This window comes from Niallia sp. WK069_GA_01, from assembly GCF_983173855.1.
Genome location: NZ_OZ470138.1, coordinates 2,668,668 through 2,691,274, shown reverse-complemented (window position 1 = coordinate 2,691,274; position 22,607 = coordinate 2,668,668). Strand labels below are relative to the sequence as shown.

At 35.6% G+C, this 22,607-nt stretch carries 16 protein-coding genes, 1 riboswitch and 1 other annotated feature; of the genes, 15 read left to right on the top strand and 1 reads right to left on the bottom strand.

The features are described from left to right. Positions 1-166 precede the first annotated feature (166 nt). The 4 genes from ltrA (at position 167) to AC5LWL_RS12870 (ending at position 3,937) form a co-directional block, all read left to right on the top strand. On the top strand, positions 167-1,495 hold the full coding sequence (gene ltrA / locus AC5LWL_RS12885) for a group II intron reverse transcriptase/maturase (protein WP_493433688.1): 1,329 nt from the start codon (positions 167-169) through the stop codon (positions 1,493-1,495). A gap of 278 nt (positions 1,496-1,773) precedes the next feature. Further along, positions 1,774-2,235, top strand: a complete 462-nt coding sequence (locus tag AC5LWL_RS12880; protein ID WP_493434674.1) for a DUF4362 domain-containing protein — start codon at positions 1,774-1,776, stop codon at positions 2,233-2,235. A 197-nt stretch (positions 2,236-2,432) separates the two neighbouring features. After that, positions 2,433-2,762, top strand: coding sequence for a PadR family transcriptional regulator (locus tag AC5LWL_RS12875; protein ID WP_493434673.1), 330 nt, complete (start codon positions 2,433-2,435; stop codon positions 2,760-2,762). Further along, positions 2,759-3,937, top strand: a complete 1,179-nt coding sequence (locus AC5LWL_RS12870) for a DUF2812 domain-containing protein (protein ID WP_493434672.1) — start codon at positions 2,759-2,761, stop codon at positions 3,935-3,937. Before AC5LWL_RS12875 ends, AC5LWL_RS12870 begins: the two co-directional genes overlap by 4 nt. A gap of 1,221 nt (positions 3,938-5,158) precedes the next feature. On the opposite strand, the gene AC5LWL_RS12865 is transcribed toward AC5LWL_RS12870, so the two are convergent. Then, entirely contained in the window at positions 5,159-5,791 is a 633-nt protein-coding gene (locus tag AC5LWL_RS12865; RefSeq protein WP_493434671.1) for a ribonuclease H1 domain-containing protein, read from the bottom strand. A gap of 223 nt (positions 5,792-6,014) precedes the next feature. On the opposite strand from AC5LWL_RS12865, the gene AC5LWL_RS12860 reads away from it, so the two are divergent. The 11 genes from AC5LWL_RS12860 to AC5LWL_RS12810 all read left to right on the top strand — a co-directional run bounded on the left by AC5LWL_RS12860 (position 6,015) and on the right by AC5LWL_RS12810 (position 22,214). Then, the gene (locus AC5LWL_RS12860) at positions 6,015-6,440 is read left to right on the top strand and encodes an EamA family transporter (RefSeq protein ID WP_493434670.1); all 426 of its coding nucleotides are present in this window, start codon (positions 6,015-6,017) and stop codon (positions 6,438-6,440) included. 237 nt (positions 6,441-6,677) lie between these two features. Beyond that, entirely contained in the window at positions 6,678-8,906 is a 2,229-nt protein-coding gene (locus AC5LWL_RS12855; RefSeq protein ID WP_493434669.1) for a sensor domain-containing protein, read from the top strand. Positions 8,907-9,262: 356 nt separating this feature from the next. Next, the gene (gene glsA, locus AC5LWL_RS12850) at positions 9,263-10,192 is read left to right on the top strand and encodes a glutaminase A (protein WP_493434668.1); all 930 of its coding nucleotides are present in this window, start codon (positions 9,263-9,265) and stop codon (positions 10,190-10,192) included. Positions 10,193-10,900: 708 nt separating this feature from the next. Continuing rightward, on the top strand, positions 10,901-11,710 hold the full coding sequence (gene speD, locus AC5LWL_RS12845; protein WP_493434667.1) for an adenosylmethionine decarboxylase: 810 nt from the start codon (positions 10,901-10,903) through the stop codon (positions 11,708-11,710). Positions 11,711-11,858: 148 nt separating this feature from the next. Beyond that, the gene (locus AC5LWL_RS12840; RefSeq protein WP_493434666.1) at positions 11,859-13,031 is read left to right on the top strand and encodes a M20 family metallopeptidase; all 1,173 of its coding nucleotides are present in this window, start codon (positions 11,859-11,861) and stop codon (positions 13,029-13,031) included. 118 nt (positions 13,032-13,149) lie between these two features. After that, positions 13,150-13,380, top strand: a binding site (T-box leader). Positions 13,381-13,821: 441 nt separating this feature from the next. After that, a complete protein-coding gene (thrS, locus tag AC5LWL_RS12835; protein ID WP_493434665.1) occupies positions 13,822-15,741 on the top strand; it encodes a threonine--tRNA ligase in 1,920 nt (639 codons plus the stop codon). Positions 15,742-15,971: 230 nt separating this feature from the next. Further along, entirely contained in the window at positions 15,972-17,432 is a 1,461-nt protein-coding gene (locus tag AC5LWL_RS12830; RefSeq protein WP_493434664.1) for an alpha-amylase, read from the top strand. Positions 17,433-17,795: 363 nt separating this feature from the next. Next, positions 17,796-18,221, top strand: a complete 426-nt coding sequence (locus AC5LWL_RS12825; protein ID WP_493434663.1) for a DUF1801 domain-containing protein — start codon at positions 17,796-17,798, stop codon at positions 18,219-18,221. A 61-nt stretch (positions 18,222-18,282) separates the two neighbouring features. After that, positions 18,283-18,447, top strand: a complete 165-nt coding sequence (locus tag AC5LWL_RS12820) for a hypothetical protein (RefSeq protein WP_493434662.1) — start codon at positions 18,283-18,285, stop codon at positions 18,445-18,447. 807 nt (positions 18,448-19,254) lie between these two features. Next, positions 19,255-19,998, top strand: a complete 744-nt coding sequence (gene map / locus AC5LWL_RS12815) for a type I methionyl aminopeptidase (protein WP_493434661.1) — start codon at positions 19,255-19,257, stop codon at positions 19,996-19,998. Between the two features lie 318 nt (positions 19,999-20,316). Next, positions 20,317-20,494, top strand: a riboswitch (Lysine riboswitch). A 298-nt stretch (positions 20,495-20,792) separates the two neighbouring features. Beyond that, positions 20,793-22,214, top strand: coding sequence for an amino acid permease (locus AC5LWL_RS12810; protein ID WP_493434660.1), 1,422 nt, complete (start codon positions 20,793-20,795; stop codon positions 22,212-22,214). Positions 22,215-22,607 lie beyond the last annotated feature (393 nt).

Genomic DNA, 22,607 nt, shown 5'->3' with positions numbered 1-22,607 from the left:
GAGTATGGCGAACCAAGCGATAAAAAGCAAGCAAGCCAAACGCTGACAGGAAGTCGGATAGCTGCGTAGTACCAATGAAATCGGGTAATTCTGATGGAGGAAAGGCAGCTACCCTATTATTGCCCTTTTGGGGAAACATTTACTATACACAGAGATAGGTGAAGAAATGGAAACAAAACTAATAAGGATAGCAGAAGTAGCGAAATCTCAACCAAAAATGAAGTTTACATCACTCACACACTTATTGAACGAGTCGTCACTGAAACAGTGTCATAATGAATTACCAAACAGAAAAGCACCTGGCATACACCAGACCACCAAAGAAGAATACGAGCTAGAGTTGGAAACAAACATTTCTGATTTAGTAAGACGTATGAAGCAGAAAAGTTATCGACCAGTTCCAGTTCGGAGAACCTATATAGGCAAACCAGGAACAAACAAGAAAAGACCATTAGGTATTCCTGAACATGAAGATAAAATAGTGCAACGTGGATTAGCGAAAATCTTAAATGCCATCTATGAACAGGATTTCTTGGATAGTTCCTTTGGTTTTCGTCCAAAACGTAACTGTCATGATGCGCTGAAAATACTGAATGTGTATATCAATGATAGATATACCAACTATATTGTCGACGCCGATATCAAAGGGTTCTTTGATAATGTGGATCATGCATGGATGATGGAGTTTCTGAAACACCGAATAAATGATCCGAATCTTTTGAGACTGATAGCTAGGTTCTTAAAAGGTGGATATATGGAAGAGGGAAAGCAGTATAAAACGGAGACAGGAACGCCACAGGGTGGCATTATTTCTCCTATCCTAGCCAATATATACCTCCATTATGTGCTGGATTTATGGTTTGAGAAGGTGGTAAGAAAACAATGTAAGGGGCAAGCGTATATCGTTAGATACGCAGATGACTTTGTCTGTTGTTTTCAAGTAAAAGAAGACGCGCAAGCATTCTATCAAGCATTGATTCAACGCTTGAAGAAGTTCCATCTCGAAGTAGCAGAGGATAAAACGAAAATCATTCCATTTGGTCGGTTTGCGGAAAAAGACTGCAAAAGAAACGGAGGAGGAAAACCTCCTACGTTCGATTTCCTAGGATTTACACACTATTGTAGCAAAAGTAAATCAGGAAAATTTCGAGTGAAACTCAAATCAAGCAGGAAGAAAATGCGAGCCAAGCTCAAGGAAAAGAAAGAATGGTTGAAAGCGAATCGAACCACTAATATCCATGAAATAAAAAGTAGACTAGACCGTTCCTTAGTTGGCTACTACAACTATTATGGTGTAACGGACAACATAAGGCAAGTGAGTAATTTCAAAGATAGAGTGAGAAGACTATTCTACAAATGGATGAATAGACGAAGTCAAAAGAAGTCATTCAACTGGGAGAAGTTTACTCTCTTTCTAGAGAGATTCCCATTTCCAGAGCCAAGAATAAAGGTCAATATATTCGAACGTAAAAAAGAGATTTCTTACATTCTGTAAAAGATAATAGGGAAGAGCCGTGTGCGGTAGTTCCGCACGCACGGTTCGTGGAGGGGCAGCGGAGCACAATCCAACATGGAGAGGCTCCCGTCTACTCGACCCGAGGAGGCTCACTGCTCGCCCCACGGAAAACCAAGTGTATTCTGAATGCGGACTGATCGAGAGCACTTTTTCAAGGTAGCCTTGTGAAAAAAAGAACTATAGAACAGTGTAACAAAATACTTAATTTCCCCGTCTACCTTATTAATATACTTATTGCAAACGGAAGGGGAAAACATATGAATAAACTATTTCGGATAGCTTTTTTAATACTGCCTATATCTTTGACATTATCTGCCTGCCAACAAAAAAACGAAGCAGGCAATCCCCAAAAACCATATCCCTCAGAAGAAGCAATACAGAATAAAGATGTTGTCAATCTTCACGGAAAAATAAAAAACGGAAAAAGACTAGAACAATTTATGCAAAATGCAGGAGAAGGGAAAGAGGACACAATCCGAATAACCTCCTATACATTAGAAGGCGATCCAATATTCGAAAATCTACAATCTAACAAAAGAACAATCACCTATATTTATGACAATTCACAAGACGAATATGCTGGCTCAGATAAAGGAATAGAAAAAACAAGTTGTTCGAAAATAGCAACAGAAAATACAACTAATGGAACAGAATATACATTAAATGAATGTATCTCATCCGAAATTGGCAACATGTTTCATTTTGTTATTTCAAAGTAATTATCATTTATACATATTTATAAAGCTAATTTCTCTATTTTAAGAAGAAATTAGCTTTTTTTTATTTTTCTAACCGGTGATGTGTTCTATTGTCAAATATGTCATGTCGTGATATAGTCATGACATGACATATTTACTTGCGACTTAGTTAAAATTAGCTGCCGTACTTTAAAAACAACCGAAAAGAGAGAATTATATTGGAAATAGAGAAAATACTGAAAAAATATATCCCAATGACGGAAACCGCATTTTATATTCTTCTATCTTTAACAAAACCTCGCCACGGATATGGGATCGTTAAACATGTAGAAGAAATTACAGACTCTCGTATTCATTTAGGATCGGGAACCGTATATGGAACCATAACAAAAATGCAAAAAGATGGAATAATAACGGTGTTTGCTGACGAAGAAAGAAAAACTGTCTACGAAATAACGGACATTGGAAAAAAACTGATGACCGCTGAAATAAATAGACTAAAGGAGCTGCATGAAAATGCACGAACGTACGAGGAGGATTTTTTATGATAAAAGTATTTCGACCATTTTGGAGCTATGATGTTAAAAAAACAGAAACATGGCTTTCCTCTATGGCGAAGAAAGGGTATATATTTGACCGTTTAAATCGCTGGACAAGAAGCTTCTTCTTTCGGCAAGATAAACCAAAAGACATAACCTATCGAATAGGTTACGATAAAATCAAAGCAGTTCCATTATCAAGGTCTCTAGTAGAAGAAGGCTGGGTAAAGGTTATTCAAAGGGGAAACTGGTATGTAATGTCTAATGAACAGCCTCTTGAACAAATAAAAACCGCATCTGTCCGTGAAGGCATTATTAAACATAACAACAAAATTAAGTATCTTTTTAGTGCATTGTTGATTTATTTTCTATGGACAATAGTAATGAACCTTTCTCTACTTGGCTTGTCTTGGTTTCAAAATGAATCGATTGAAGTGGTTGAAAGTCCATTATGGATTATAACCTACACTGTTTTTGTGATTGCGATTGCAGTATTTATTCTAGCAATCTATTCTGTTATCAAAATTAATCGTACAAACAAACACTTAATAAATGAAAACTCAAACAGGATATACACTATAAACGAAAAGGAAAATAGACTGCCTAAAGCCAAAGAAAAGCAATTAAAACAAGCCGGTCAAATGGTAGTGAAAAGAAAATTCGCTTGGTGGTTTTCACCGGATAAGCTTGAAAAGTGGCTTGAACGGATGGAACAACAGGGATATAACCTTTATCGAGTGAATAGAAGAGGTACTGCTTTCTATTTTATTATCGGGAGTCCACGAACAATAAGTTATTGCTTAGATTATCAAAATATTTCGAGTGAAAGTTATTTCAATATGCACCGTGAAGCTGGATGGAAGAGTGTATACGCGTCATCATCCTCTTTGCAAAAATGGACAATATGGAGCCATATATATGCAGAAGGAGAAGAACGTCCGCAGATCTATAGTGATCAAACATTCCGCTTAAAACAAGCGAAAAAAGTAGCAATCACCTATTCTAGCATGTTTTTTCCTTTCGTTATCATCTATACATACTTATTAGTAGATACATTTAGATACGGAACTTTAGATTGGAAATTAACAGCAGTGTTTTCACTGAATATTTTAATTTATGGTGTGTTTACTATTAGAACCTTGCTGTATTATTTGCGCATTCGAAAACGTAGGTATTCTTTTTAAAAAACGACCACTTGTAAAAAAGAAGGTTTGTGGTAATCACCCGCACCTGCATACACTTCGCTTTCCGAGGGGCTACGCTTGAGCCGCTTCGGCCCTTAGCGTGCAGGGTCTCAGCTGTCTCGCTAATCCCACAGGAATCTACGTGTATGCAGGCTGCTCTATTTTCCAATCTTTTTCATTTTTTCTTGGTAAAAGAATTAGGTTTTAGAAAATAACTTTTAAAGCGGGAGACACTCTACTTCCCGCGGAAAATGAGTTTTGTAGAACAATGGAACAACAAAGTTTTTATACTTAACTCAAACTTCGCAGTTATAAATCCTTCTTCATGTATTGACTTAACTTGGTTTAGAGCAATGAGAAAAGAGTGATTGATTAATCTAGCAAACATTATTCCTTATAAATAGGGGCTTTCTTTCCGTTTCAGGATGCTCGCTTTCCGTGGGGCTCGCGCTGAGCCGCTTCGGCCCTTGGCCTGCAGGGTCTCAGCTGTCTCGCTAATCCCACAGGAGTCTCGCACCTTCCACTCCAATCAAGCCGTTTTGCTCCATTAGTTGCAGTCGTCGAACTGGTAAAAACATCCACATTATAGAAATAGACTGAAAGTGGAATATTTCGGTAAAACAACGTTGGATAATAACATAAAAAATCAGCGCTACTAGTGTTTAGTCATCATACCTTGTCATGAAATTCGAAGACAAGAACGTATTCTAAAACAAGTTGCTTGTAACGGAGGGTGCGAAGACTCCTGCGGGAAATGTGGGAAGGCTAAAGACCCCGCAAGGCAACGCCGAGGAGGCTCAAGCATAACCCCGCAGAAAGCGAAGCAACCCGTAGTGGAAAGCAACCCCATAAGAAAAGCGGAAGCGCCTTGTTTAGCTCCGAAGAAAAATGTTCTCCAGACTCAAAAAGTGTTTTTTACTTTTAGAGTCTGGAGGCAATACTCACTGGGGCTAGGCGTTGGAGCTAGACAGCCTTCACATTTCAAAAAATAGATACTTTCTCACCTTTTAAAAAACAAGCCTCCCATTTTATTGTTCTTAAACCAAGTAATATCAAGACTTGCAAACGAATTTGATGGTGCTAAGTTTGAGTTAACTAGATTAAAAAAACATAAATAACCATTATAAGGAAGAATCCATTTACGTGCTAAACTAGAGCATGTTCGTCTTTACCTATTATCTATTAGTTATGTCTCAGCCTCTTTACACAAATAAGATCTATTTATTTTCTTCCAAAATCAGCTTTTATTTCTCCATAACGCTTCGTATCCCATTTAATCAGTTTGTTTGGATAGCTATTTTCTTTCAGCCATTTTTCTGCACGTTCAATCATTTGCCAAAGTTCTTCTGTTCTACTATCTCTTTTTAATGTAGTATTGGCTTTTTTATTACGAACCCAGGAAAGAGCAGTCATGCTATCAGTGTAGATCGTCGTGTTTTTTCCTTGTTCCTTTAACAAAACAAGGGCGTCTACAATACCAAGGAATTCACCGATGTTATTGGTGCCAAATACTGGTCCAAAATGAAAAATAGTTTCTCCAGTAGTAGTATGAACGCCTCTGTATTCCATCAAACCAGGATTTCCGCTGCATGCAGCGTCTACAGAAATACTATTTTCCTCTATTGCCTCAGGGGAAGCTGACTGTTTCTTGCTGCCTGATGTTTTCGATTGAATAGATGCTCCCATGCCCATATTTTTCCCTTGCGCAAAGGCGTGCTGCGCTTCCTCTATAGTAGGAAAGGATTTAAAAGAAGCCCCTTGGAAACCTTTTGTTTGTTTTTCACATTCAGCCCAAGTTGTAAATATTCCCGTTTTTCTTCCATTCCACACTACATAATATTTCTTTTTCGCCATGTAACACCCTCCAACTTCATCATTTTCATATCATAACATATGGTGCAATGGGAAGGTAACAATTGAGGCATGTCCAAATGTGATAGAAGAGGCATCTTTCCTTTTTTGATAAATTTAGACAAAATTCATCAGAAATCAACTTTTTTATAAAGAATTTAGTGTATTCTATAATTATGGGTGACTCTATCCATTCTTTCATACTCATTGACGGGAGGAATTATAAATGTCTTGGTTATTTTTTGCCTTGCTATCTGCTGTTTGTGCTGCATTGGTAGGAATTTTTGGGAAAATCGGGCTGCAAAATATCGATGCAAATACAGCAACTGCCGTTCGAGCAATCATTATGGCGGCTTTTCTATTGCTTGTTGTATTTTTTGAAGGAAATATCAGTAAAATACCTAGCATCATTACTGATAAAAAGAATTTTTTCTTTATTGTCCTAAGTGGAGTTGCAGGTGCAACATCTTGGTTATTCTATTTTTTAGCCTTAAAGACAGGAAAGGTAACCCAAGTTGCTCCAATTGATAAATTAAGTGTCGTTTTAGCTACATTAATTGCCATCTTTTTTTTAGGGGAAAAAATAAGCCTGCTTAATGGTTTTGGCATTGCTCTTATTGCTATTGGTGTCATACTGACAACCTTGCATTAATACTTCTAATCATCATGCATATGCATGCAGGTTGCTTTCTCTTCAAATGAAATGAATAAACCTTCATAATTCCCTCTTATTTCCAATGAATATTTCATTAAAAATTCACTTTAATAAACCGATATATAGGGTAGTGTTTAAAATGGAATTTCTAAAAAAATGGGTTAGGTTTAGTAGAGATTTTTTTGAAAAAAATAAAAAATTACTTTTTATTGATAGATGATTGGAGAATGGAAATTGATTCTTAAAAACAACGAGACAAAATGGATAACAGCTTTAATATTCTTTGTCGCTTGCACTTTGCTTGTTGACTTATTTTTTCATAGTCTGAATGATAATTTATTTATTCTGCTGCATATTATTTTTAGCATTGGTACTACTGTAGCTTTAATAATACTACTGAAAAATATATCGAAGATGATGAAAGAATTGAAAAATAGCAATATGAAGCTAAGAACAATCTTTGAAACGATGGATATCGCCATTTGGTATCATGATTTAAAATCAGATACCTTACTAATAACTACAGGAATGGAACAAATATATGGTCGTTCAACGGATGAGTTTTATCATCGACATTCCCTTTGGAAAGAAGTGATTTATGAAGAGGATCTTCCTATCATTACAGAAAGGGCAGAAAAATTAAACAAAAAAGAAAGTGTAACAAGTATATATCGAATAAAAAAACCAGATGGACAAATACGTTGGATTAAAGATAAAGGAATTCCGGTATTTGATCAAAATAATCAGATGGTTGAATTTACTAGTGTTTTATTTGATATTACAGAGCAGAAAGAAAGTGAAGACCGCTTTAGCACACTAGTGGAGACGTCGCCAGATATTATTGCTGTAGTATCCAACTATAAAATATTTTACATAAACAATGCTGGCAGCAAACTCATAAGAAAGACAAAGCAAGAGGAATTGATTGGCAAACCAATCTATGATTATATTTCCTTGGAAGACTATAAACAGATCCGAAATCTCTTTAATGATCAAACGATGATTGCAAATGAAAGTACAAGCTTTGAAATTCAAATCAACACATTGAATGATAAAGTGTTAGATGTGGAAATAGCTTGTATGCCTATTTTATTTGCAGGAAAACAAGCAACCTTAATCGTTGGAAAAGACATTACCAAAAGAAAAATAAGTGATCGAATGATAGAAAATTTAGCTTTTGTAGATACTTTGACAGATCTCCCTAATCGAAATAAATACAGAAATTATTTAAATACCCGTCTAAATGATTCTAGTGTACAAACACTGTCCATTTTATTTCTTGATTTAGATCAATTTAAACGCATAAACGATACAAAAGGACACTCTTTTGGTGATCTTTTATTAAAAAAAGTCGCTGAGCGATTAACAGTGGCAGTGGATGAAAATGTATTTGTTTCGAGACTTGGCGGAGATGAATTTTTGATTTTATTGGAAAATAAGAGCAGAGAAGAAGTGAAAGCAGCCGTAGCAAAAATAATCTTTGAATTTTCTTATCCACTTCTTATTAATCAAGAAGAGGTATTCATTACACCAAGTATTGGAATCAGCGTATACCCGGAAGATGGGGTAGACCAAGATTCTTTAACAAAAAATGCTGATGCAGCTATGTATCTCGCAAAAGAAGCTGGGAAAAATAATTTTCAATTTTATTCATCAACGTTGACCAAAAAAAATTCAAGAAAAATGGATTTGGAAATGGCTTTAAGGAAAGCAATTCAATACAATGAACTTAGTCTCCATTATCAGCCACAGGTTGAATTGTCTACTGGAAAAATAATTGGTTTTGAAGCATTGATCCGTTGGTTTCATCCAAAATATGGATTTGTTTCTCCAGAAGAATTTATTCCAATTGCGGAAGAAACAAACCTTATTATTCCGATTGGGAGATGGGTTATAACTCAAGTTTGTAAACAGAAACAAACTTGGGATTTGTTAGGTGCTTCCTCTTTTAAAATAAGTATTAACATTTCGGCCAAACAATTACAATACAAGGAATTTGTCCAAGAGCTGCAAAGCATTGTAACTAAAATCGGAATTGAACCAAAATGGATCGTATTAGAAATTACAGAAAGCATTATGCAAAATATTGAACAGTCTATTATGATTCTTCATGAATTAAAAGAAATAGGTTTTCCTATTTCTATTGACGATTTTGGAAAAGGATACTCATCCCTTAGCTATTTGAAATATTTGCCTATTGATACCATCAAAATTGACAAGTCTTTTGTCGATGATATTGAACATCCTCTTCATCAAGGTTCTTTAGTGAAAGGAATTATTGATATAGGACAAAATATGAATTTCTCTGTTATAGCAGAAGGAATTGAAAATAGGGACCAAGTTTTGTTTTTAATTGAAAATCAATGTGAATTTGGTCAAGGTTACTACTTCAGAAAACCGCTTCAAGTAGAAGATGTAGAAAAATTAATTGTACCTAAATTAAAAAATCTCGAAAGTACTTAAGTGCTTTCGAGATTTTTGTCCAGAACATATAAACGTAAATAAGTGGAACTACATATTTATTTATCTGCTCAAAGAATGATGCCAATCTTTTTGCTATCCTTATTTGGGCCGTTATTTGTTTGCTTCTGCTAGTTGGAGACGGATAATATATGCTTCTTTTATCAGAAGGATTCACCTTATTTTATGCTTGCTGATTCTAGCTTCTTCTGCTTATAAAAAACAAAGACAAACAAAAATGAATAAAACAACCTGTTATCATTGAAATCCCCTTTATATTATAGGTAAAATAGAAAAAGTAACGCTCGATCTATAGTCCATTTCTCATTGGACAATCTAGTAAAAGTTGGTGAATGTAAATGCCTTGTCAAACAAGCAAAGAATTAGAAGCGATGTTAAAAGAAGCAAAACAATATACAAAATTCGGAAAAACAGCTGATTATATTCCAGCATTAAGCAAAGCGAATGAAGAGGAGTTATCGATTGCGATTTATCATCCTGATGGCAAATGCGTCTCTGCTGGTGATATAAAAGAAAAAATCACCCTTCAAAGTATTTCCAAAGTATTAACACTTGCCCTTGCATTAATTGAATGTGGAGAAGAACATGTTTTTAGCAAGGTTGGATATGAGCCAACAGGAGATCCCTTTAATTCTATCGTCAAATTAGAAATGAGCAATCCGTCTAAACCCCTTAATCCAATGATTAATGCAGGTGCACTGGCGGTTACTCATATGATTAAAGGAAATTCTGTTGAAGCTAGATTAGATAAAATTTTGTCATTTGTACAAACATTAACTGGCAATGATGATATTACTTATTCAGAAGAAGTAGCAAAGTCAGAGTTTGAAACTTCTCATTTAAATCGATCATTATGTTATTTTATGAAACAACATGGAATTATTAATGAGAATGTAGAAGAATTATTGGACTTATATACAAAACAATGTGCGATTGAAGTGAATTGTTTAGATTTAGCGAGAATTGGCATCATTTTTGCATTAAATGGAATCGAACCAATATCCCAAAAACGAATTATGCCAGCCTATGTTGCCCGAATTTGCAAAACGTTTATGGTCACATGCGGCATGTATAATGCCTCTGGAGAGTTTGCAGTACGTGTTGGCATTCCTGCGAAAAGTGGTGTGTCAGGCGGGATATTAGGAGCAGTTCCCAATCGATTTGGCATTGGTATTTCAGGACCTGCATTAGATGATAAAGGAAATAGCGTGGCAGGTTTAAAACTTTTAGAAATGCTGGCAGAAAAATATTCTTTAAGCATGTTTTAAAAAATGGATTATCTTTTATGAATGAATATCCTAAAACAAAAGGATTCTATTCATAATAGGTAATCTTTTTTTGATTTGCCATGTATTCATGAGAACTCTCTTTTTCCGTAGATCTTGTGACGCTTCCTTAATTATCATTTATTCAAACTTCGCACCATCAAATTCGTTTGCAAGTCTTGATAGTACTCGGTTTAGAACAATAAAATATGCACTTTTAGTCTATTTTTATAAGATGGATGTTTTTACCAGTTCAACGACAGCAACTAATGAATCAAAACGACTTGATTGGAGTGGAAGGTGAGAGACTCCTGTGGGATTAGTGGGTTAGATGAGACCTAAGCAGGCGCTTGCGCCGAGAAGGCTCATCACACGCCCCACGGAAAGCGAACATCCTGAAACGAGAATCTTGCCCCTATTATAAGGAATAATGTTTGCTAGATTAATCAATCACTCTTTTCTCATTGCTCTAAACCAAGTTAAGTCAATACATAAAGATACATAAAGAAGAATTTATAACTGCGAAGTTTGAGTCATTAAAAAAACTATATTTTTTATTTGTTGGCAATACAAAAGGGTGTTTTCGTAAAACAACGTGAAATTATAACGCAGCTTTTCGATTAAAAAATTTTTAGTCGGGTAAGATAACACTATTTACTTGTTCGATAAACTACTAAAGGAAACACAATGGGAAGAACAGGAGGAACAGCAATGAATTTAACACCTCAACAACGGATTGAATTACATGGTTTTAATAATTTAACCAAGTCATTAAGTTTTAATATGTATGATATTTGCTATACTAGAACAAAAAAAGAACGGGAAGCCTACTTACAGTATATTGATGAACAATATAACGCAGACCGCTTAACAAATATATTAATGGATGTATCCGATATAATTGGAGCACATATACTAAATATCGCCAAACAAGATTATGAACCTCAAGGGGCAAGTGTGACTTTACTCGTATCAGAAGGACCGGTTGCGGAAGCCCCAAAGGATGTTTTTGAAGAATCGCCAGGACCACTACCTGATTCAGTCGTCATGCATCTTGATAAAAGCCATATTACCGTCCATACATATCCTGAATATCATCCTGATGAAGGAATCAGCACATTTCGTGCAGATATTGATGTTTCTACATGTGGTGAAATTTCTCCATTAAAAGCGTTAAATTATTTAATTTACTCTTTTGATACGGATATTATGATTATGGATTATCGAGTAAGGGGCTTCACAAGAGATATTAGCGGACATAAATTGTTTATTGACCACAATATAAACTCTATTCAAAATTATATTCCAAATGAAATGAAAAAACTTTTTGATATGATTGACGTTAATATTTATCAGGAGAATATTTTTCATACAAAATGCAAGTTGAAAAAATTCGATCTAAATAATTATTTATTCGGCTATAAAGTAGATGAATTATCGAAGGAAGAACAAACACATATCACAGAAAAGTTAACAACAGAAATGAATGAAATATTTTATGGGAAAAATATACATGGTTAATTGTGAAAGGGATATGGAATGTTCCTTTCCCTTCTTAACTAGTGAATATTTATACTATTTTCTTTATTTTTAATCAAATTACAACTATTCTTTTCCTCCCATTTTTGCTAAACTATTTTAGTAGAATAATAGAAAGGTGATGTAACTTGTGAAAGATAACATCCTAGAAGCAATCGAACAATATAAAGATGATTTTTATGAGATCAGTATATATATTGGAAAAAACCCTGAATTAGGGCATGAAGAATTTAAGGCAAGTACTATATTAACAGAGACATTAAGAAAACATGATTTTCATGTAGAAGTGGGAACTTGTGATTTACCTACCGCATTTACAGCTACATTTGACAGTGGAAAAGAAGGGCCAGTTATTGGATTTATGGCTGAATACGATGCATTGCCTGAAGTTGGTCATGCATGTGGTCATAATTTAATTGGAACAATGGGTGTGGCTGCAGGAATTGGACTGAGCAAGGCATTACATAAAACAGGTGGGAAAATTATTGTCTACGGAACACCAGCTGAAGAAACAAAGGGTGGGAAAGTGACCATGGCTGATGCTGGAATTTTTTCCGAATTAGATGTTGCTATGATGGTTCATCCATTAGATAACTATCTAAAAAGCGGCACATCACTAGCAATGGATGCGATTCAATTTGAATTTTACGGAAAATCAGCGCATGCTGCCGCTAGTCCTCATGCAGGAATAAATGCTTTAGATGCCGTTATCCAAACCTTTAACAGCATCAATGCGCTAAGACAGCATATTAAATCAGATGCACGGATTCATGGAATTATCGCAGAAGGCGGAAAAGCGGCTAATGTGGTGCCGGATTATGCGGTTGCGCAATTTTATGTACGAGCAGGAAAAAGAGCGTATGTAAATGAATTGGTAGAAAAGGTGAAAAAATGTGCGGAAGGCGCTGCTTTGCAGACTGGAGCAACGGTTACCTGTTCTAATTATGAATTTTCTTATGATGATATGATAACAAATAACGCCTTATCCAATGCCTTCACAGAAGAATTGATCTCTTTAGGTGTGACAAAAGAAGAAATAATGAATCAGCGAGATGGTTCAGGTTCCTTAGATATGGGGAATGTCAGTCAAGTAGTTCCTTCCATTCACCCTTATATTAAAATCTGCAACGAAGCATATGCATGCCATACCCATGAATTCAGAGAAGCAGCCATGTCAGAACAAGCTAGAGAAGCAATGATTTTAGGCGCAAAAACACTAGCTTTAACAGGTTATAAAGTTTTAACAAATCCAGCGCTTCTTCAACAAATTAAAGAAGAGTTTAATCAAGGAAATCAAGAGTAAAATAGCTTGAATAACGCATAATAATAATAAAAGATAAGGATAACCATTTAACATTTTCTATAAAATGAACGAATGCATATTGATAAAATTTAGATAATATTGTATAATATTTGTAAATTTAAATGCGATGATAAGGATATGAGTTTATTTTTACGGTTTACAGAGAGGGAAGAAATGCTGAAAACTTCCTAACGCAGCAATTTGAACTTACCACCTTGGAGCAGTATTGATGAAATGACAGTAGTTAATACCGTAGCTGCTACGTTACAGCAACCATGAGCCAGCTTTTTTTATCAACTTGCTGGGAATTTGGGTGGAACCACGAGTCAAACACACACTCGTCCCTTCTTTAGGGATGTATGTGTGTTTTTTTATGTTTATAACGATTACTGAAAAGCGATGATAAGGATATGGGTTCATCATGACGGTTTCCAGAGAGGGAAGTCAAGGCTGAGAGCTTCCTAACATAGAATGTTGAACTTACCACCTTGGAGCAGTATTGGGGAAATAATAGTATCCAATACCGTATGAGCTGCGATAAAGCACAACGAGCCGGAAAAATAAACGCATGTTACATGCATTCATTTTTTATGGAAAGTTGGGTGGAACCACGGGTAGTAAAAACACACTCGTCCCTTTTTTTGGAGGGATGGGTGTGTTTTTTTATTTTATCATTTTGTTGTTTGGAGCAGAGAATTCTGCGCACGCTTCTCGAAAATAGCAGAATCCACGGCAGAAAATCAACATGGAAATGGAACAAAGTTAGCGTACAAAAAGGAGTGTAAGAGGAATGAATCAACAAGAAATGGTCATTAAGTTTCCAGACGGAAAAGAAAAGAAATATGTAAAGGGGGTAACGCTTGAAGATATTGCCCAGTCTATTAGCCCAAGTTTAAAAAAGAAATCAGTCGCTGGAATGGTTAATGGACAATGGTATGATTTAACACGTCCTATCAATGAGGATGCCGAGATAGCACTGTACGATCTCCAGTCTACAGCTGGATTAGAGATTATGCGTCATACAACTACACATGTATTAGCTCAAGCGGCCAAACGTCTATATGGAGATGTTCACTTAGGTGTTGGACCTGTTATTGAGAACGGTTTTTACTATGATATCGATATAAAAGATACCCTTACTGTTTCGGATCTTGCTAAGATTGAGAAAGAGATGCATAAAATCATTGCAGAAAATCTACTGATTAAAAGGGACGAAATTTCACGTGAGGAAGCAAAAAAAATCTTTGCTGGTGATCCGCTTAAACTAGAATTGTTACATTCCATTCCACATGAAGAACAGGTAACCGTTTATCGTCAAGGCGAATTTGTTGATTTATGCCGCGGGCCGCATTTGCCTGCAACTCGGTTTATTAAAGCATTTAAATTAACACATGTTTCCGGGGCATACTGGCGTGGTGACAGCAACAACAAAATGCTACAGCGCATTTATGGTGTTGCATTTTTTTCAAAGGAACAATTAGCGGAGTATTTTCATTTTGTAGAAGAAGCAAAAAAAAGAAACCATCGGAAATTAGGAAATCAATTAGAGCTGTTTATGTTTTCTGAAGAGGCTCCTGGCATGCCCTTTTATTTACCAAACGGGCAAGTGATTCGTAATGAACTAGAATCCTTTTTAAGAAAATTACAGTATGCAAATGATTATCAAGAAGTACGCACCCCTATTATGATGAACCAGCGATTATGGGAACAGTCTGGTCATTGGGATCATTATAAAGAAAATATGTACTTTTCTAAAGTGGATGATCAGCAATTTGCATTAAAACCGATGAATTGTCCAGGACATATGCTTATCTTTAAAGATAAGCTTCATTCGTACAGGGATTTGCCTATTCGAATGGCGGAATTCGGCCAAGTACACCGCCATGAATTCAGTGGTGCATTAAATGGAATGCTTCGTGTTCGGACATTTTGTCAAGACGATGCCCATATCTTTGTCACTCCAAGTCAGATAGAGGATGAAATTACGCTGGTATTAAAGCTAATCGATTATGTATATCAAACATTAGGATTTCAGTATGACATTGAACTATCGACAAGACCCGATGATTATATGGGAAGCGCAGCACTATGGGATAAAGCAGAAGACGCATTACAAAATGTGTTGCAAAAACTAAACTATCCTTATTCCATTAATGAAGGAGACGGAGCTTTTTATGGACCAAAAATTGATATTCATATTAAAGATGCACTCAAAAGAAGCCATCAATGTGCGACTGTTCAATTAGATTTTCAAATGCCAGAAAAATTTGATTTAAGTTATATTGATGAACAAAACAACAAAGTGCGTCCTGTTGTTATTCATCGGGCAGTATTTGGATCCCTTGACCGGTTTCTTGGTATTCTGATTGAACATTTCGGAGGTGCCTTCCCAGATTGGCTTGCTCCCGTCCAGGTAAAAGTGATTCCTGTGTCAAATGAAGTTCATAAAGAGTATGTGAAAGAAATTACTCAACAATTAAAAGCAGCAGAAATACGGGTAGAGCTTGATTTAAGAGTAGAAAAACTTGGCTATAAAATAAGAGAGGCACAAATGAAAAAAATTCCTTATATTCTCGTTGTAGGAGATAAAGAACAAGAAAACCAATCTGTTCAAGTTCGAAAATATGGACATGATGAATCAACTGAAATAAAGCTGGATGCGTTTATTTCTACTTTAAAAAATGCTATTGAGCGCAGACTTCTTGGTTGAAGCCTCTTTTCTTCAATAGCTGCCAGTTCCAAAACAATAATCCATCCGAAAACAACCTAACTTAACTATTTTATCTTATCACTTTTTAAGGGTTTGGCTGCTTGCTTATCAATTCTAGCAAGCAGCCAAACCCTTTTTATACTATTTTTTTTTACATTGACATTAATTTTGCGAAAAGGGGGTACTAATTAGACATAACTCATTTTCTTTATAACGAAAGGTGAATGGACATGAAAAATAAAACAATGATGCAATATTTTGAATGGCATCTTCCAGCTGATGGAAACCATTGGAGAAATTTAAAAGAAAACGCTGGAAAATTAAAAGAAGCAGGCATTGATTCTGTATGGATACCTCCTGTTACAAAAGGTGTGTCTCAAGATGATAATGGTTATGGGATTTATGATTTATATGATCTCGGTGAATTTGATCAAAAAGGCTGCGTAAGAACGAAATATGGTACAAAAGAAGAGTTGGTTGAAGCAATACATGCATGCCATAATGTCGGCATCGCTGTATATGTAGATATTGTAATGAACCATAAAGCAGGTGCAGATGAGAAAGAAACATTTAAAGTAGTAGAGGTAAATCCTGAAAATCGGGAAGAAGCTATTTCAAAGCCCCATGATATTGAGGGATGGACGAAATTTAATTTTCCCGGAAGAAATGGAAAGCATTCATCATTCACCTGGAATTTTGAATATTTTAATGGAACAGACTACGATGCTAAAGAAGATAAAACAGGGGTATTTAGAATTCTTGGTGACAATAAGGACTGGAATAATCATGTCGATGATGAATTTGGCAATTATGATTTTCTTATGTTTGCAAATATTGATTATAATAATAAGGAAGTTCAAGATGAAATGATCAAGTGGGGGAAGTGGATGTGTGAAACCCTCCAATGTAATGGTTTTCGATTAGATGCTATTAAACATATTAACCATAAATTTATTAAACGATTTGCAGAAAATATGATAGATGCAAATGGAGATAACTTTTATTTTGTTGGTGAATTTTGGAAATCAGATATAGAAGAATGTGCAGATTTTTTAAAGGAAATGGATTATCAAATAGACCTATTTGATGTGCCACTGCATTATAAGCTACATACCGCTTCTATTCAAGGAAGCGATTTTGATTTATCTACTATATTTCACGATACGTTAGTGCAAACGCATCCTCAAAATAGCGTCACGTTTGTAGATAATCATGATACACAACCGGAAGAATCGTTAGAGTCATGGGTGGAAGACTGGTTTAAACAAATTGCTTACAGTCTTGTTCTATTGCGTAAAGATGGATATCCTGTTGTTTTTTATGGAGATTATTTCGGCATTAGCGGGGAAAACAGCATAGATGGAAAAAAACAAGCGATTGACCCCTTATTATATGCCAGAAAACAAAAAGCATATGGAAAACAAGACGATTATTTTGATGATAAACATGTAATCGGCTGGGTGCGCCACGGGGATATAGAAATAGAAAGATCCGGCTGTGCGGTGGTTATTTCTAATCATCACGAGGCTAAAAAACGAATGTTTGTCGGAACTGACCGAGCAGGCGAAAAATGGATTGATTTTACGAATACAAGAAAGGAAGAAATTGAAATAGCAGAAGATGGTTTTGCCGAATTCCCAGTTAATGAAAAAAGTGTATCTGTCTGGGGACTGGCAGATCCGATAGAATAAAAAGGCTACCCTGAAAAGAGATGCTCTCTTAATAAGTCCGCAGCCGGAATACACTTCGCTTTCCATGGGGTGGGCGGCGAGCCTCCTCGGAGCAACTCCTGTGGGGTCTCTCCTGTCTCGCAAATCCCATAGGAGTCTTCGTGTATTCCGGCTGCTCCCTGCTTTCAATATACAATAACCAAAATTGAAAGCTTCTTTTCACGCTCCATGGTGAGAATCTACTTGGATTTTTACAGTTTTTTTAGCCTACGACCTTTTTAATAAGGTCGTTTTTTAGTATGTCCTTTTCATTGACTCAAGGTTATATTATTATTTATAGAAGAAATAACTGCCAATTCATGATAAAAAGAGGAGGGAATATTCGTGTATAAACTAAAAACAAAAGAGACAGAAAATAATGTAATAGAATTTATTGAAAACGTCGACAATGATAAGAAAAAAGAAGACGCTTATCAACTATTAGACATCTTTACAGAAACTACAGGATTACAAGCAAAAATGTGGGGACCTAGCATTATTGGATTTGGGTCTTATCATTATAAATACGCTTCTGGTCATGAAGGTGATGCACCTTTGGTAGGATTTTCGCCTCGAAAAGCAAAAATCAGTTTATATTTTGCAAGCGATTTAACGAAACGGGAGGAATTGCTAAAGGACTTCGGAAAGCATACAACGGGAAAAGCTTGTGTTTATATAAATAAGCTCAAGGATATTGATATAAAGGTATTAAAAAACTTAATTACAGAATCTGTACGTTTTTTAAAGGAACAATATCCTGAAAATAAATAAGCATAAGAATAAAAGGTATACCTCCGAATCATACTAAAGATGATAAAAGGAGGTTTTTAAAATGACAAAAAAGAATGATCCTCAACAGAAAAACAAAAAAGGGTTTGATTCTGCTGTGCTAAATGAAGAATTTGCACATGAAATCGGAAGTGCAGCCACCAATAAAATCCATCATGAAAAAGCAAAAAAAGAAAAAGCTTCAAAAAACAACGGACAATTCAAATAATCTCCATGCTAAAAAGCTAATATCTTGCAAAAGTGGAATTCCACATGCAAGAATTAGCTTTTTTTAATGTATATCAAAAAAAGAAATCACATACAATTATCTTTTACAGAATAACCACCCATCTAATATAGATTCCCACCATAACACAAAAAGAAAAACAGTTTTCTTAAATTCATAAGCAGAGAGCAGCCGGAATACACGCAGACTCCTATGGGAATTGCGGGACAGGAGAGACCGAGCCTAGGTTGCAATATATAGTTGGTGGAATTCCCACTGAGTGAGAATTAGCCATTCACTCGTAGAGAGTCTTGGAGGGTAAGGGGTAACCCTTGCTTTTAAGCTTAGACAGCAAGGTAATCGGCCGTAAGCCAAATGATTGAAGGGATAGAACTCTGAAATCTGTATATAAGAAGGCAGATGTATTGGACTCTACAGAAAACAATATTTCTATTTTCGCAAAATGGCGAGAAAATGAAAACTTCCAGAGAGCAGCCGGAATACACGAAGACTCCCGCGGGAATGCGAGAAAGACGAGACCCCGCAGCGCAGCGAGGAGGCTCGACGCTCGCCCGCAGGAAAGCGAAGTGTATTCCGGCTGCGGGCTACTCGAGAGAGCCAAAGCCTCTTTTCAGGGTAGCCTATTAAAAGATGTTAAACACATGAGACTTGCACAAAGGATTAGCCACGCTTTTTAATGGATTCTACTTTCATTAAAAGACAAGAAAGCGTATAATGGTAAACGCCATATTCAATGGAATTATATATATAAGAATAAAAATCGTACAAGAAATGAACGGAGAGAAAAAAATGATTGTAAAAAACGAACAAGATGTAAACAGCTTAAAAGAAATCGGAAAAATCGTTAGTATTATTCGAGAAGAATTATGTACCAAAACAACACCAGGTATAACGACAAAAGAATTAGACGAACTTGCTGGAAAACTGTTTGAAGAACATGGAGCAATTTCAGCACCAAAGTCTATGTATGATTTTCCAGGGTTTACATGTATCTCTGTAAACGATGAAGTAGCACATGGAATTCCTGGCGAACGCATTATCCAAGAAGGAGATCTAGTTAACATAGATGTTTCAGCAAGCAAAAATGGATACTTTGCCGATACAGGCAAATCATTTGTCGTTGGAAACGGTGATCAGAACCTAGTGAAATTATGTGAAGTAGCGAAAGAAGCTTTTGAAGAAGGCTTAAAATGTTTTAAACCTGGAGGCAAAAAAAATCGCATTGGAAAATTTGTATATAATACAGCGAAAAAAAATGGATTTACAGTCATTAAAAACCTGACAGGTCATGGAATTGGAACATCTTTACACGAAAAACCAGATCATATTTTAAATTATTTTGACTCTTGGGATAATGATTTATTAAAAGAAGGCATGGTTATTGCATTCGAGCCTTTCATCTCAACAAAAGCAGAAGAAGTATACGAAAAAGAAGATGGCTGGACTTTTTCAACAAAAGAGAAAAGCTTTGTTGCTCAATACGAGCATACGGTGATTATCACAAAAGATAAACCAATTATCACCACATTATAAAACAAAAAATGCTTTCTACGAAAAAAGTGGTTTTAACATTTAAAGACTTACAAAAACTGAAACTAGTCACTCAAGTGGCTTCAACATATTATACTACTTATCTTTTCCTAAAGTGGCTGCGGTTTTGCAGTCACTTTTTCTACGCAAAACAAGATTGTTTTCTTCATCCTTCTATGCGGACAAGTCTTATTCTAAAAATAAATTATTTTTAGAAAAATGCAAATGTTTTACCGTAATAACTTTTCCTGTTGACTTTTTTCGATATTTTTCGTATTGTAATACGTATAATTTTAATAATAAAAAATCCTTATCAGCTCAAGATGAGGTAGAGGTTGCGGTTTTTATCAGTATGAAGATGGAGAGTTGGAGAGCTTGCAGATATCTTTTGAAAGGAACAACCGCCGAAGCATTATTATTCTCTGATAATATTTAGCTGGGACTGTACACGAATAGGTACAGGACTGTCATAGGATTACTATGATGAACTATCCTTTCTATCTGATGGTGTTTTATGTACGACACACCATTTATGTGGTGTGTTTTTTTTATGCCTATATGGAGTCTAGAAGAAGACTTATCTCCATTTAATGGAATACACATACACAGATTAATAGATATAGTGAAATAAATAGACAAATTGAGTTATTTGTTCTTACTATCAGGCTTTAACGGGGATTTCGTTTTTTCATTATTAAATGGGTGAAGAAAACAAATGATCGTTAATCCAGGATATACTATTCAAAGTAAATTCTCCTATTTTGAGCAAGAGGAAACGAAAAGGAGACAAATACATCATGAATACTAAAGGAAAACTTGGACTAGGAATCCTTACCTCGCTTGTTGTAGGTAATATGGTCGCATCAGGTATATTTATGTTGCCTCGTACATTATCAGAAGTAGCAAGTCCTGGCGGAGTAATTGCTGCATGGTTATTAACAGGAATGGGTGTTTTAGTAACTGCACTTGTTTTTGGTAATCTTGGCATTAGAAAACCCAATTTAAACGGAGGACCACAAATATATGCAAAAGAACTATTTAAAGCTGGTTCTAAAAAATCACTGCTTGCGGGCTTCATGTCTACCTGGGGATACTGGATTGGTAATCTAGCAGGAAATATTGCGATTATTACGACCTTTGCAGGCTATCTTTCTACGTTTTTCCCAATACTAATAAGTGAAGCTGTTTTATTCACTATTGGATCCTTTACCTTAAAAGTGGGAAATGCTTTAACCTTTTCCGTTTGCACCATTTTATTATGGGGAACACATTGCATCATATTACGAGGAATAGAAAATGCTGGGAAGCTGAATTTGATTGCAACAGTTGCAAAGATTATTGGATTTTTACTTTTTATTATCGTCGCTTTATTTGCATTCCAAGTTAGTAATATCCTGCCATTTATTGAACCGAAAATAGATGCTTCAGGTACTTCGGTTCATCTTTTCGGACAAATCAATAGTGCTGCAGTTACAACATTATGGGCATTTATCGGTGTAGAATCTGCTGTCGTTTTTGCTTCTAGAGCGAAAAGGAAAATCGACGTAAAAAGAGCGACTATCTTAGGATTATTAATTGCCTTAGCTATCTATATTGGAATTAGCACATTAGTAATGGGGATTTTAAGACAGGATGTACTGATTGCTTCTCAAAAACCATTAATCGATGCTATGATTGCGGTGGTAGGACCGATAGGAGGAAAAGTACTGGCTGCAGTTGGCTTAATTAGTTTATTTGGTTCGACCATTGGCTGGATCATGTTAAGCTCTGAAGTACCTTTCCAAGCTGCTAAACAAGGAATTTTTATTCCTGCGTTTTTAAAAGAAAATAAAAAGGGAATTCCAACATTTTCATTAACAGTAACCAATATATTTGGCCAGCTTTTTATCTTTTCTACCATATCTAACAGCATCTCTGCTGCTTTTGGATTTGTTATATATATTGCGACATTATCTTATTTAATACCATATTTAATTTCATCCTTTTTTCAGATAAAGTTAGTTGTCACTGGTGAAACGTATAAATCAAAAAAACAAAGAATTGTGGACGGTTTTATAGGACTGCTTGCATCTATTTATTCCATATGGGTTATAATAGCTGGAACAGCAGACCTCAAAACATTTACATTTGGCGTCGTCTTATTATTGAGCGGTTTACTGTTTTATAATCAATTAAACAAACAGCCAAAACCACATAAAAAAAACAAAACAGCTGCTTAACTGATAAAGTGATCTAACTGTCACTGATTCCTTTATCTTCCACCTCTTTCATCCTTGATTTGATAGAGTGGAACTGGAGTTCTTATTCCTTAATGGGAATGAGGACACCTAGCACTTTATATGTAAAAGAAAGAAGCTGGGACATAAGTATTTCAGCCGAAAATAAGCCCAAACCATAATACGAAGATGTAAAAAATATTTCGTATCATGGTTTGGGCTTTTTATTTATGTAAAAAAAGAAGGTTGGTGGTAATCACCCGCAGCCTGCATACACTTCGCTTTCCGTGGGGCGTGCGATGAGCCTCCTCGACGCAAGTCTCATCTAACCCGCTAATCCCACAGGAGTCTCGCACCTTACACTCCAATCAAGCTGTTTTGATTCATCAGTTGCAG

What these genes read in the sequence shown, in the direction of transcription:
- ltrA (WP_493433688.1), top strand. Translation starts at nt 167, where the DNA reads ATGGAAACAAAACTAATAAGGATAGCAGAAGTAGCGAAATCTCAACCA.
- AC5LWL_RS12880 (WP_493434674.1), top strand. Translation starts at nt 1,774, where the DNA reads ATGAATAAACTATTTCGGATAGCTTTTTTAATACTGCCTATATCTTTG.
- AC5LWL_RS12870 (WP_493434672.1), top strand. Translation starts at nt 2,759, where the DNA reads ATGATAAAAGTATTTCGACCATTTTGGAGCTATGATGTTAAAAAAACA.
- AC5LWL_RS12865 (WP_493434671.1), bottom strand. Translation starts at nt 5,791, where the DNA reads ATGGCGAAAAAGAAATATTATGTAGTGTGGAATGGAAGAAAAACGGGA.
- AC5LWL_RS12860 (WP_493434670.1), top strand. Translation starts at nt 6,015, where the DNA reads ATGTCTTGGTTATTTTTTGCCTTGCTATCTGCTGTTTGTGCTGCATTG.
- glsA (WP_493434668.1), top strand. Translation starts at nt 9,263, where the DNA reads ATGCCTTGTCAAACAAGCAAAGAATTAGAAGCGATGTTAAAAGAAGCA.
- speD (WP_493434667.1), top strand. Translation starts at nt 10,901, where the DNA reads ATGAATTTAACACCTCAACAACGGATTGAATTACATGGTTTTAATAAT.
- thrS (WP_493434665.1), top strand. Translation starts at nt 13,822, where the DNA reads ATGAATCAACAAGAAATGGTCATTAAGTTTCCAGACGGAAAAGAAAAG.
- AC5LWL_RS12830 (WP_493434664.1), top strand. Translation starts at nt 15,972, where the DNA reads ATGAAAAATAAAACAATGATGCAATATTTTGAATGGCATCTTCCAGCT.
- AC5LWL_RS12820 (WP_493434662.1), top strand. Translation starts at nt 18,283, where the DNA reads ATGACAAAAAAGAATGATCCTCAACAGAAAAACAAAAAAGGGTTTGAT.
- map (WP_493434661.1), top strand. Translation starts at nt 19,255, where the DNA reads ATGATTGTAAAAAACGAACAAGATGTAAACAGCTTAAAAGAAATCGGA.
- AC5LWL_RS12810 (WP_493434660.1), top strand. Translation starts at nt 20,793, where the DNA reads ATGAATACTAAAGGAAAACTTGGACTAGGAATCCTTACCTCGCTTGTT.